General features: G+C 41.0%; 9 protein-coding genes. 4 read left to right on the forward strand and 5 right to left on the reverse strand.

From position 1 onward, the window contains the following. Positions 1-18: 18 nt before the first annotated feature. Genes BGO42_RS02075 through BGO42_RS02085 form a run of 3 tightly spaced genes read right to left on the reverse strand, consistent with a single transcriptional unit; the run spans position 19 to position 2,785 of the window. Positions 19-450 carry a phage tail protein gene (locus tag BGO42_RS02075; RefSeq protein ID WP_177731842.1) on the reverse strand — a complete coding sequence of 144 codons (432 nt, stop codon included), beginning with the start codon at positions 448-450 and terminating at the stop codon, positions 19-21. Between the two features lie 30 nt (positions 451-480). Further along, entirely contained in the window at positions 481-2,169 is a 1,689-nt protein-coding gene (locus tag BGO42_RS02080) for a phage tail sheath family protein (RefSeq protein ID WP_273245481.1), read from the reverse strand. A gap of 31 nt (positions 2,170-2,200) precedes the next feature. Next, positions 2,201-2,785, reverse strand: coding sequence for a Pvc16 family protein (locus BGO42_RS02085; RefSeq protein ID WP_273245480.1), 585 nt, complete (start codon positions 2,783-2,785; stop codon positions 2,201-2,203). Between the two features lie 605 nt (positions 2,786-3,390). Here BGO42_RS02085 and BGO42_RS02090 point away from each other — a divergent pair. Both BGO42_RS02090 and BGO42_RS17890 read left to right on the forward strand, forming a co-directional pair. Beyond that, on the forward strand, positions 3,391-3,705 hold the full coding sequence (locus BGO42_RS02090; RefSeq protein ID WP_177731833.1) for a hypothetical protein: 315 nt from the start codon (positions 3,391-3,393) through the stop codon (positions 3,703-3,705). Between the two features lie 33 nt (positions 3,706-3,738). Next, positions 3,739-5,703 carry a contractile injection system tape measure protein gene (locus tag BGO42_RS17890; RefSeq protein WP_353681416.1) on the forward strand — a complete coding sequence of 655 codons (1,965 nt, stop codon included), beginning with the start codon at positions 3,739-3,741 and terminating at the stop codon, positions 5,701-5,703. A gap of 2 nt (positions 5,704-5,705) precedes the next feature. On the opposite strand, the gene BGO42_RS02105 is transcribed toward BGO42_RS17890, so the two are convergent. Together BGO42_RS02105 and BGO42_RS02110 are read right to left on the reverse strand one after the other, a co-directional pair. Further along, the gene (locus tag BGO42_RS02105; protein WP_273245474.1) at positions 5,706-5,906 is read right to left on the reverse strand and encodes a hypothetical protein; all 201 of its coding nucleotides are present in this window, start codon (positions 5,904-5,906) and stop codon (positions 5,706-5,708) included. 2 nt (positions 5,907-5,908) lie between these two features. Next, positions 5,909-7,717, reverse strand: coding sequence for a hypothetical protein (locus BGO42_RS02110; RefSeq protein WP_273245472.1), 1,809 nt, complete (start codon positions 7,715-7,717; stop codon positions 5,909-5,911). Between the two features lie 358 nt (positions 7,718-8,075). On the opposite strand from BGO42_RS02110, the gene BGO42_RS02115 reads away from it, so the two are divergent. Next, entirely contained in the window at positions 8,076-13,784 is a 5,709-nt protein-coding gene (locus BGO42_RS02115) for a choice-of-anchor L domain-containing protein (protein WP_286748597.1), read from the forward strand. 72 nt (positions 13,785-13,856) lie between these two features. Further along, the coding region (locus tag BGO42_RS02120; RefSeq protein ID WP_286748600.1) for a type IX secretion system membrane protein PorP/SprF at positions 13,857-14,018 on the forward strand (162 nt) is incomplete at its 3' end.

Below are 14,018 nucleotides of genomic sequence, written 5' to 3' on the forward strand. Positions count from 1 at the left end.
TAATTTAAAAGTTATTTATTAATTGTTTTCGATTGTTAATCCTTCGTGAGCGATTTCTAAAGTTTCAATAGCCACTTCACTTGCATCAGCTTTCAAATCGGTAGCCTGTAATTTAACAGGGAATGCGTTTTTCACTTTCCAGGTAATTGCCGGTGCTCCGGTTTCGTCTAAAAGTGAAATTGTAACCGAACGACGCTCTACTGTATTCAGGTTGATACTGTTTAACCAGGTAAAATACTCGTTGTCTCCTTTGAAAGAACCACGTTTTAACGTGATGTTCGAGAATTTTCTAAGTCCGGGCATTTTGATTTTACTGAAGTCCGGGCTGGCTCCGTGTCTGTATTCCGTAACGTCAGTTTCAATCTGCATTCCGGTAACCTCCGTGAAACCTAATTTTGTTCCACCCCAATCAACTTCGAAGGAAAACTTCGCTAATGGATATTCATTCATAATTTGCTGTATTTAATTGTTATCTATTTTTTATGATTCTTGTATTTTGTGTGAAAAGTTCAACACAATAAATTCTGCAGGGCGAACTGCCGCCATACCAATTTCAATATTCATTCTGCCTTCCAGTACATCTTGCGCCGTTGTTGTTTCTTTACCAACGATAACGTAATAGGCTTGTTCCGGAGTTGTTCCCGCTAAGGCACCACTCATCCATAACTGGTTCAGGTAGTTTTCGATCATGGCTTTCGCTTTTACCCAGGTATTCGCGTCATTGGTTTCAAAAACGAATCGCTGCATTGCATTTTGAACTGATTTTTCGATCATATCAAAAAGACGACGAACCGAGATATATTTCCATTCGGTGTTTTCCGAGTCGAAAGTTCTTGCACCCCAAACCAGATTTCCTTTACCGGTGAACGTACGGATTGCATTAACCGATTTTCCGCTTGGATTTACGTTTAAGCTTTCCTGCTCTTTGTCTGAAATTTTTTCGGTTGGAGCGATTACATAGTTAAGTCCCAAATTCGCCGGTGATTTCCAAACCCCTTGTGTACCATCAACTTTAGCATATACTCCAGCCATAGTTGAAGACGGAGGTAATACCACGTTTAGTTCAGCGATTACTTTTTTAATCTGATTGTATAAAGCGGAATTTGTAGTTTTTAACGCATCCAGTTTTAATCCGTTTGCATCGCCTTTTTTATCCTCAGCTCCTTCTACCGCAGTTTTCAAGGCAGCTAGAATTCCAATAATAGCTTCATCATCAGCTGTTCCGCTTTTCAAGTACTGTAAATACGTTTGAGCATCCACCAACGAAACTTTACTATCGGCCGTAACATTTACATTTTCTACGATAGCAATAGCACTCTTTATAATACCGATAAGCTCTTTTGTATCAGCAGGTTCCTCAGGAGTTGCATCTTCCAGTTCCGCCGAAGCCAGGCTGCTTAATGCACCCAAATCGGCCGCAGCATCAGCGAAGAAATTCCCCGGAGCATTGGCTAACTGTAATCCGGCATGGTCGATTACAGCTTTTTCATCGAAACTGTAGTTCAATACGGTCTTCAAATGTGGAAAATAGGCTGCAGCATGCATTGTCGTCGCGATTTTGTGACGAAGATATCCAACCGTATCAAGAGGCGAATCAGCACCAGCAACCGGTTCTTTCGTTTTTGATTCACCACGGAATGTATCCATGATCAGGAATCTGTTTTTTAAGTCATCAGCCTGAACTAATGCATCCTGATAAATTGCATAAAATTCTTCCTGCTGTGTTAATGATGTTGCATCAGGAAAAACAACAATTGTTGATTCTTCCTGCAAAGCAGAAGCATCCAGACCTAACTTCAGATCACTTTTGTTTACACCGCCGTCATAACCGCCTACAGAAACGATATAACACGGACCACCACCATTTGCAAAATACATTTGCAGGGAATAGTACATTAGGAACTTTACATTCGGTTTTACAAGGGTCAAGCCTTGGTCTTCAGTATCTTTTAATTGGATACTTTCTTTTTTCGCTTTTCCAAAGTACGTTTCATAGTCCATCAAAGAACTAATCTTTGTAGGCACCATTTTCAAGGTCTTTTTGTTTTTGTCAAGCGCTGTTTCAGTATAGCCGATAAATGACGGTACTGCCGTTTCTACCTGAGCTACAGATGGTGGAAATTTTGGGATTTCCTCTATAAAAACGCCCGGAGTTTTAAATTCTGACATGTTTTAAAAATTTAGGTTAATAATAATTTTCTTAGATTTTTTTTTCTTTTCTTAGGATATCGATATCTTCGATTACTTCCGGATAGGTTTCTCCGGTTTTTTGGATTTTCACAATGCTTATTTTGTATAAAGCAGACGGAATTACTTTACCACCAAGCAATCCCCATACATAACTTAGCTGATCAAAAGGAAGCGGGTGTAATTGTAATTTAACACTGAATCCCTTTGTTTCATTAACAAATGTTTTCTGAGTATGGAAGGTTTCAATAACTTTAGAAATATTTCGAAGTGCGATTTCATAATTGTCACGGTTTGCCGCAACCATTACATACAGGTTCAGATAAGCTGTCGGATTCTTTTTCTTATACCCATTAGGTATAGAAGATCCCTCAGGATAAATGGGTTCATACCTTGATGTATTTTTTAATACCGATTCTTCTTCTGCGCTCAACAATGTAATGACCACCTTATTGCCAATCGCTGTCGCATCATTATCTTCTTTTGCTATACTATCAATTACGATGTCTACCGGTTCCTGAACCGGATACTCCGGATCCGGAAGATTTAGTTCATGATCCAGCGTGTCACTTAATGCTTTTAATACTTTATAAATCATAATTTTCTATTGTTGATTATCACGATGCAAACATACAATCACCCCTTTCGAAAAAACGAATATTTTTCCCCCTCAAAACTGTCTTTGCAGTAAGTCGTTTTTCCGGGCATTTGTGGAACTCAATAAAAAACAATTCATAACACACTGATATAATGCTATTTAAAAACGATTATATTACCTGAAATTTTAGACTCTTTTAAGGTGCTGATCCCGCAACAAGCCAGCCATTAAAAAGGCAATTCGCACCAATAAAAATCAAAAAACTCTTTTCGCAATATTCAAACAGAAAAAAACAAGGGCGATATTAACAATACAAACAAAAAAAAGAGTCTGTAAAATCCATTAATGAACCATTTTTCACAAACTTCATCGCACTTAAGTCAAAAAACAAACTCGTTTACCTCCTCTTTTCAAAAAAAAAGAACACCCGAACCGACGATTATAGTTTCTCCCTGTATTCACGCCTATTGCAAAAGATTCAGCCTTAGTACAAACCCCTGTTCCAAATTCCAATCTACTGCAAAGACAGAATCCAGACGACTAATAACTAGCCTGATGCAATCACTTCTAATAATTTTGGCAGTATAATTTTAATACTAAACCCGATGAATTTTAAAAATCTTTTCCACAAACGCAATGAGATTGCGGATGGTCATTTTAATGAGTTTCGTTCCAAAATCGGATTCGCAAATGAAAGCGACGAGCACATTTTTTCGAAAAGGGAAACCATCTGTAATGCCTGCCCTTTAAAAAACGGCAACAGTTGTGACACGCAACGATGGATCCATCCCTTGACTTTTGAAGTTTCAAATATGCCTCAGGAAGGTTTTATAAGAGGCTGTGGCTGCAGGCTAAGTGCCAAGCAAAAGTCAAAATACAGCCGTTGTCCGGCCGACTTTTGGGGAGGAGAATTTGAATAATTACAAGTAGCTGATTTATAAAATAAATTTACTGTGGAACAAACCCATATTATACATAAAGTTGTCATTGAAGTTTCGGTTAACAACAGGAAAAAGGCGTATGAGATAAAAGACGATATCAGTAGCTTTTTGACTATGACAGTTTTTCCAAAACTTGAAAAGCATCTTAACACTGTACAAGCCCGAATACCGGCTCACACCTTACAGATTTCACGATTGGCTGTCGAGATCAATCCTCGTGAATCATCATTAAATACCACATTAAAAAACGACATCATAACATCGTTCAAGAAAGAACTTGGTGAAATAATAAAAAAAGGATCGGGTCAGCATCTAAGTCAGCGACAAAATCAAAGCTCAAATGAGCGTTACAACCAACAATACAGCAAAAATCAGCGTAACGACCAAAACCAGGATCAGCCTGAAGGACAACATCAAGGTTATGAGCAAAGTCAGAGCGATGCACAAGGTCGGAACAACCGGCAAAACCAAAGTCCTGGACAAAACCAAAACCAAAACCAAAACCAAAGTCACGGGCAAATTCAGAACCAGAACCAAGCTCAGAACCAGAATCAAAACCAGAATCAAAACCAGGATCAGGATCAGAATCAGAATCAGCTACCAAACCAAGGTCATAGCCAAAGTTCGCGTAACGGACAAAATCAGCGTAATGAACAAAATCAGCATCCCAGCCAAAATCCGCGCTACGGGCAAAATCATGACCAAAATCCGCATTATGGTTATGATCATGGCTACGACCAAAATCAATATCATGATCCAAATCAGTATTATGATGCTACAGAAAATCCCGAAATCCATTTTCTGGGAGAAACCGAAAAATTGCTACTCACCTTTATTCATTTTATAGAAAAAGGTACTATGCCCTGGTGGAATGCCAATAAAACATCGGCCGCTATTTTTGAATCCGTCCCGTTCAAAAAAATTATTTCCGAAAAAGCTTTTGCAGCCAAAATTGTAGCCAGCCTGAAAAAACCAAAAGTACGGGAACGCATTGTCAATCAGTTTACCGATGCCCAGATAGCACAAATCTGTTTGGCCGTTATTAAAGCCAAAGGTTTGAAAATAGCACTAAAAGGTACCGGGATAAAACAACTTTCCGGATCGTCTTTTGCCGACAGAAAAGCGTTATGGTTTTTAATATTTAATATTTTAACGGTTTCCTTTCCCGATTCTGATTCTGACGATTATCAGAAATACATAATCGAACAGGCTGTTAAAACCATTCCCTATTTGCAACTGGCTAAAAGTGAAGATACTGAAGAACAGCTCTGGGACAAAATAATGACTCTTTTTCCGGCTATTAAGCAACGTGATGTTAATACAATCCGAAATAAAAACAACCACACCGGTAAAAAGGTACCAAAAAATAAGGAAAACACGCGTGAAAAAGGTATTCTGGAAAAAGATTCGCGAAAAGTAAACCGAAACCAAATCGACACGAATACTTTCAACACCGATATACAGGACGATAACACCACCGATACGGTAAATGGTTATCAGGTGGAGAATGCCGGACTGGTACTTATTCATCCTTTTATCGGCAATCTTTTTAAAAATTGTAATCTGATCGATCCGGAAACCAAAAAGCTCACCGATCCGGAAACCGGCATTCATCTGTTACATTATATTGCTACCGGAAAAACGAATCAGCCGGAAAGCAATATGTTATTTGAGAAATTTTTATGTAATGTTCCTTTGCACCAGAGTATCAACCGGCATGTAAAACTTTCACGAAAGCACAAAGCTGAAGCGGCAAAAGTAATCGGAGCCGTGCAGCAAAACTGGAGTTCGATGACAACAGCATCAGTAGCATTGCTGCAACATGAATTTTTTCAGCGTCCGGGAAAATTAGTCATCGCCAATCTGACATTGACCGTTGAACGGAAGACACAGGACATTTTAATGGACAAACTATCCTGGGGAATTGGTATGATCAGATTGCCCTGGCAAAACGAGTTTATTTTCGTCAATTGGTAATCTTATTGTTTGATTTCCTTTTCAAAAATGCATGCTGCTTCCGCACAGATTATCCCCATGAATACCCGCATTTGATTAAAATCTTTATCAATCAGTTTGAGTTCAGCTTGCTGTGAACAAAAAAGTATCAAACAATGTTTGGCACTTTTTTGTTTTAACACAAATTCAATCGATTCCTGATGACTACTAACGCTCTTTGACATAACTACAGTTTCTGAGAAAACCGATAAAACACCTTATACAATTTCCAGGGATTAAAAAACGAAATCACATCCTTGTCGTCGATTTCCAGAAACTGATAATCCGAACGGGCTTCCAGTGCCTTCGGGTAAATATACCAGGAAGCGCCACCATCGAAAGAGATATAGGTAAAGCCATTATCGTTGTCCAACAGGTAAATCTGTTTTTCTTTTTCAATCGCCACCACACCATGGTTCCAGGGATTTTTAGTGACCTCATTTTTCACTCTTAATGTTCCCGAACCGTTTTTAAACAACAACTCATGTTTGTTGATTAAGTGGAAATTTTGATAGTCAACAGTATCCGCTTCCTTTTGCACTTTGATTACAGGGCGCGGCGCATATACCTTTTGTTCTGTTTTAAACTCCCATCCGTCATTCACCCTATTAATAACGGCCTGGGAAAACGGTTTTCCATAGTCCGGGTTATTTTCATAATTCCAGGTACCGAGCAGCATCACATCTTTTACAGCAAACTGATAATGATTGTGTCTTTCTATATAGTTGTCAAATTCATAATAATCATCAGGTGTTTTTAGCGAATCGACCACCTGCATATTTTTCAGCAGATAGTAGGTTATCTGTTTTATATTGTAATTTCTCGTTTTGTGCTTTACCTCTTTTCTATTGTAACTCAAAGCGTAGTCTTTGTCTAAAAACTCGATATGCTCAAAATCGTATTTGTTAAACAGCTTTGTTACAGACCGGTTTTCCTGCCACGTCCTGCCTTCGTCATCAGATTGGTAAATACATTCTGTGGGCGGTATGTAATGTTGGGTCTGGTCTGCCTTTTCCGTAAACCACACACGCTGATAAATAGCCGTATTAAAGGTATCCTTATATAGGTAACCGCTGCTTAAAAAATGTGACTTGTTTTCTGGAAACCAATGCCTGATGGTGTTTTCTCTTTTATTGTAAACCGAAAACAGGTATTTCCAGTTACTCTCATTCAGGGAATCCTTACTATAGCGCACCCTTCCAAAGTAAACATCCTTATCTTTTGTAGGATACAACGCATCATCCCAATACGGTTCTTTATAAGGTAAAGCCGGGTTTTCAAACTTTGCAGGTTCAACCCGTTTGTCCACGGTAAAATACCCCTGTGTAAAATTACGGACAATCCTGTCTTCTATTTTTTCACTTAATGCGGACCTGTTTTTAAATTTTGCACGTGGTGAGGCTATAGAATCATACAGTGTTTTTGGGATAATAAAATGTCGTTGGTTGAGGTTTACCACTTTGACATTGCCGTCTGCCAGCGGCAGATTGTCCAGTAATGCTTTTGCCCAGGCAGGAAAATAATAACGTCCGGCTATAAACTGCAGCGTGTAGTCAGAATCCGGTTTGGCTTTTACCACCTCTTTCCTATTATTAAATATCATGTTCTCAAAAATTCTGCTTCCCGAACCGGTAGTCTGGTTAAGATACATCGTGTCCTTTTTATGGATTATTTTAATTTCTAACGGATAATTGGCATCATGAATGTCCTGAGGCAGGCGAAGAGAAAAATCATTGATCCGGATATAATGATCAAAACGCATGGTTTTATTAGGAACAACAGCTTTTAGGGAATCGTTCGGAATATTGGGCGCTTTATACCGTATACTGTCAACAATTATACTGTACTCTTTATTCTTTTTGAAGGAGATCCCGTTTCCCTTCTTATCTAAAATAGTATAATAATAGCGCATGGTAAAATCCCGCCATCCCGGTTGTGCGGTAACAACATTGGAAAGCATGATAAGCAATAAAGGTAAAAGGTATCGGAACGGCATAAGTTAGTTTCTTTATTTTTTCAGATAACTAAGATAGTCCGAACCCATTTGTGATTATCCCGGACTTGGTAAACGATTGTTTTCACTTGGTAAAAGCATCCCTCATTATGCTTTTATACGTTATCCGGAAGAAGTCCGCTTTATGCCATTAATCTTAAAAAAACAACCCTCATTAAAAAAATCCTAAAAAGCTTTTTTTCGCAACTTAAACAGCTAAAAATCAAAATATACCTTTTTTGTAACAAAAACAATAGAAAAATTACTTTTTTGTGAATTTTAACAATGAGCTAAATTATCAAAGCATTTTTGAATTATATTTAAAAAATTATTAATACCAACTTCACAATAAATTAAAATTATGAAAAAAATTACGTTTTTAATTTTTATGTCATTATTGAGTTTTGTGGGCTTTTCCCAGACTTTCCCTGAAGGTTTTGAGGGAGCTTCTGCCTTGCCGACAGGCTGGCTGATCCTCGATAATGGCGTAGGAATGGGACCATCAAACACCAATTTATGGCTTCGAAGCGGCCCTAACTCGGCTACTTCACCGCCTCACAACGGGCAATATGCCTATTCTGTTGAGCGGGTAAACATCGGAATCGGTAATACCGAAGAAGACTGGTTAATTACTCCTCAGGTTACTGTTCCTGCAAACGGACAGTTACGTTTTTATGCACAGCACGGCCGTGCCGGAGATCAGGGATCTAAATTACAGGTCCGTATTTCAACCGGCAGCGTTCAGAATAACATGAGCAGCTATACCATAACGGCTGCTGATTTAACCGAATCACAAATATCTTCAACGGCAGGAACTTATGTAGAACAGGTAATCAACCTTTCTTCATTGAACCTTGCCAACCAAGATGTCTATATCGCTTTTGTAAGGGTTTATACCCAGCCTACAGCAGCTGTGGGCGGTGACCGTTTTGTAATTGACGATATTAACTTAGTACAGCAATGTCTGGATCCTACAAATGGTATTGCAAATGCCATTACAACCACAACAGCTTCTTTATCATGGACTAATCCAAGCGGTTCTACCAATTGGGAAATTGAAGTAGTGCCTTCTGCTTCTCCTTTAACAGGAGTGGGAACGGCAATAACAACAAATCCTTATACAGCACAAAATTTAACGCCGGGTACGGTTTACCAGTACCGCGTTCGTTCTAAATGTACCGGAGATGTATACAGTAACTGGGCAGGACCTTTTTACTTTACGACCGTATCTTTAGGACAAACCTGCGGTGCCCCGATCGTTATTGGCGGACTGCCGTATTCCACAACGGATAACACGGCAAACTACGGGAACAACATCACCAGCAGCCAGGGAACAACCGGCTGTGGTACCACAACAAACTACCTGACCGGTAACGATGTCGTATATGCCTATACGGCCACAACTACCGGAATGATTGATATTTCCATGACGCCTACGGATACTTATTCCGGTATTTTTGTTTATGACAATTGTGCCAACATAGGAACCAGCTGTTTAGCGGGTGTAGGAAACTCAAATTCCAATATCCGGAATATTACAAACTTTCCGGTAACTGCCGGAACGACCTATTATTTCGTGATTTCAACCAATGCTACACCGGTGAGTGTAGGATACACCCTGGTGATTCAGCAAATCAACTGTCCGCCGCCAACAGCTTTAGCAGTAGGAGCCTTAAACATGACTTCTGCCGATCTAAGCTGGGGGAATCCTTCCGGAGCAACAGAATGGCAGGTAGCAGTGCTGCTTCCGGGAGCCGGAGTACCAACCGGAGCCGGAATAACGGTTACAGCCATTCCTTATACAGCCACTACTACATTAGCCGGGGCTGCTTTAACACCGGGAACAGCTTATGAATATTATGTAAGAGCAAAATGTCCGGACGGATCGTTCAGCCAATGGTCCGGGCCAAAACCATTCCAGACACCACTTTGTAACAATGCCTGTAACTTTAATTTCGTTATGACGGACACGTATGGTGACGGCTGGAACGGTAATACAATCAGCATCAAACAAAACGGAGTGGTTGTAGGAACATTAACAGGACCGACAGCTGCCGACGGAACAAACCCGGCAACAGCTCAGGTTGCTTTATGTGCAGGCGTTCCGTTTGAAGTATACTGGAATGCCGGAGGAAGTTATCCAACAGAAGTTGGTCTTACGGTTATAACACCTTTTGGAATTACCCTTTATACCAAACCACCGGGAACCGGTTCTCAGGACAGTTTGTTATACACCGGACCAACGGATTGTACTCCGCCAACATGTCCGCAGCCAACAGCGGTAAATATAAGTGCCATCACAACAACATCTGCTCAGGTTTCCTGGACAGAGGCAGGAACAGCTACCACATGGGAAGTTATTGCCGTACCGGCAGGTTCACCGGCACCGGGAGCGAATCCGGGTGGCATAATCACGGTAACCACTACCCCATCAACATTACTATCACCACTACCTACAGACACTGCTTTTGATGTTTATGTAAGAGCCGTTTGCAGCACCACCGATTCCAGTTACTGGACAGGACCAACCAACTTTAAAACCCTGCCGGACTATTGCGGCGGCGATCATTTTTATGATACCGGAGGTCTGAATGGTGATTATGAGAACAATGCTAACGTTACAACCACCATTTGCCCTGCAGTTGCCGGTCAGATCGTAACGGTAGAATTCAACGATTTTAACATTGAAACAAATTATGATTATTTAGCAGTATATCAAGGTACCGGAACAGGCGGAACTTTATTAGGTACTTACACCGGAAACTTATCCGGATCGGACTTACCGGGACCTTTTGAATCTACACCGGGAGGCTGTTTAACGTTTGTATTTACTTCCGATGGAAGCGGTGTGCGTCCGGGATGGGATGCTACCGTTACCTGCGCACCAGTACCTACCTGTCCGAGACCGTCTAATATAACGTTTACAAACATTACGCAAACTTCAGCCATAATTGACTGGACAGAAAACGGATCGGCAACACAATGGGAAATCGTTATACTTCCTACCAACTCACCGGCACCGGGAGCCAACCCGCCAAACGTGATTGCGACCAGTGTGAAACCGTATGCGATACCAACAAATACGTTAACGCCTTCAACAACATACGATGTTTATATAAGATCACTTTGCAGCACAACAGATATCAGCAACTGGTCATTCCGAAAATCATTCACCACAAAACCAGTTAACGATGAATGTAGCGCCGCAACCGTAGTTTCTGTAAACGGAACTTCAGCCTGTACGCTCACCACTCCGGGAACACTGATTGGAGCGACCGGCTCGACAAATCCAAGCACTTGCGGCGGAACAGCCGATGATGATGTCTGGTATCAGTTTACCGCTACCAGTACCACACATTCTATAAAATTATTGAATGTAACAGGAAGCACCACCGATTTAATGCATACGCTTTACTCCGGTACACAATGCAGTAACTTAACAGAAATATATTGCAGTGATCCGAATACAAGTATTGCCAGCGATTTAATCATCGGTCAGGTGTATACAATACGTGTATATTCATACACTTCAACTCCGGGACAAACCAGTTCTTTCGATGTTTGTGTGGCCACTCCGGCACCGCCTATCGCTACGAACAACACACAGCATACAGTACCACAATTGGTACAGGATGTTTTAATCGGATCAACCTGTGCTCAGGTAACCAACATCACATGGTCTACAGGAACAAATTTTGGCAGCAGCAATGGTATTGCATACTTTACCAAAAACGGTTCTGAATTCCCATTCGATAGCGGAATCGTTTTATCTACAGGTGATGCTTTAAAAGCAAAAGGTCCAAACACTTCCAGCCTGGGTGACGGAACATACGCCTGGTTGGGTGATACACAGTTATTCAATTATATCCAGGCACTTGGTTTTGACACAGATTTAACGTCATACAACAATGCAACTGTTCTGGAATTTGATTTCGTTCCGATAACCAACCAGTTAAGCTTTGATTTCTTATTCGCTTCTGAAGAATACGGAACATACCAATGTGATTATTCCGATGCTTTTGCCTTCTTCTTAACGGATAATGCCGGAAATACAACTAACCTGGCGCTTGTTCCGGGAACAAACGACCCTATTTCGGTTACCCGAATCAGAGATGCGGCATACAACCCTATCGGAGGAACATGTCCGTCTGTAAACCCTCAGTATTTCGGATCGTTTAACGGCGGAGCCAATCAGGAAGATGCGGCTATTAATTTTAACGGCCAGACGGTTGTAATGACAGCACAATCTCCGGTTACACCAAATACACAATACCATATCAAATTAGTAATTGCGGATAGAAATGATACTTCATTTGATTCTGCAGTATTCTTAAAAGCAGGAAGTTTCAATATCGGTAATTTAGATTTAGGAGACGACTTACTTATCTCTGACGGTACCGCTATCTGTTATGGTGATTCTTATACGATTGCTACAGGTCTTAACGCTAATGACTTTACATTCACCTGGTCTACAGGCGGAAATGTCATTCCAGGTGCAACCGGACCTTCATTAGTAGTAACTCAGGATGGTGATTATACTGTTGCTGCACAATACAACGGTACAACATGTTCTCAGACAGATACACTATCTGTTGAATTTTATGCTCCTATTGCTGTTGGTACGCCAAATGATTTAACAGTATGTGATGCTTCCGGTTATGCTACATTTGATTTAACATCAAACAACGGTATTATTTTAGGAAGTTTGGTTCCGGCTGATCATACGATCACATTCTATACTTCATCCGCGGATGCAGAGAATGAAACGAACCCGATAACAGCTCCTACTACATTTACCAATACAATACAGTACCACCAAACTATATATGTTAGAGTAGAAAACAATGCCAGCGGTTGTCACGTGGTTACGGAATTCGATTTAATCATTCAGGATTTAACACCGCAGTTCACGCTAACTTCAAATCAGACAATTTGTAGCAACCAAACGGCTCAGCTTGTAGTTACTCCTACAAATTACAACCCTGCAGATGTTGTTTATTCATGGACTCATGATGGCAATCCTTTAACCGACACAACTGGTACAATAACTGTTTCACAGCAAGGAACCTATGTAGTTACCATTAACCATTCCGGCTGTACAGCAACAGGAACGGTTACCGTTACCGTTAACCCTGGTGTTCAGCCAACGTTTGCACAGATCGCACCGTTTTGTACCAACGCTACAGTACCGGTATTACCGACAACTTCTCTGGAAGGTGTAACGGGAACCTGGTCACCGGCTGTGGTGAGCAGCACCGCAACGGGAACCTATACCTTTACCCCGACAACAGGACAATGCGGAAGCCCGGCTACGATGACCATCACCGTTATCCCGGCTACTCAGCCTACCTTTACACCGGTAGCAGCAATATGCCCTGGCGATACCGCACCGGTATTACCGACAACTTCTCTGGAAGGCGTAACAGGAACCTGGTCACCGGCTGTGGTGAGCAACACTGCAACAGGCACCTATACCTTTACCCCAACAACAGGACAATGTGCTCAAAACGCAACATTAACTGTAACGGTTCAGGGAGCCTTTACCTATGAGATCTTCGGAGACTGTATCGGTAATGAATTTGTACTGAACGTACAAAACGCTGATGGCGCGCTGGATCTGAGCAATGCCCACTTCCAGTGGTACAACAGCACCGGAGCTCCGGTAGGCAACGATAACGTTAGCTTTAATGTAACCAACTATTATACTTCCTCAGGTACGACTCCTGTGCTTCCGGCACAGTTCAGCGTAAAAGTAACCACGGCAGCCGGCTGCTCGTTAGAGAAATCCTATACGGTAGAACAGATCTACTGTCAGATCCAGAGAGGTATCTCTCCAAACGGCGACGGACTGAATGATACTTTTGACCTGACCGGATTTAATGTTGAAAAACTAGGCATCTTCAACCGTTACGGAACAGAAGTCTTCAAACACGGAGCGGGTTACACCAATCAGTGGTTCGGACAATCCAATGGCGGAAATGAACTACCAGACGGTACTTACTTCTATGTTATAGAATTAAAAGGCAGCGAGACTAAAACAGGTTGGATTTATATCAACAGAGAGAAATAAGTAGTAACTATTTTAATAAAGCAGCTGTTCACCTTATTGTGAACAGCGCTTTATTCCACAAAAATTACACCAATGAAGAAAATATATTTGACCGCCTTTTTAGCCTTTATCGGTTTATATGAGGCCTCAGCACAACAAGATCCGCATTATACACAATACATGTATAATATGAACGTCATCAACCCTGCTTATGCAGGTTCTAAAGAAAGCCTTTCCGGAGGATTGCTATACCGT

This window comes from Flavobacterium sp. 40-81, assembly GCF_001898245.1.
GTDB classification, from domain to species: Bacteria; Bacteroidota; Bacteroidia; order Flavobacteriales; family Flavobacteriaceae; genus Flavobacterium; species Flavobacterium inviolabile.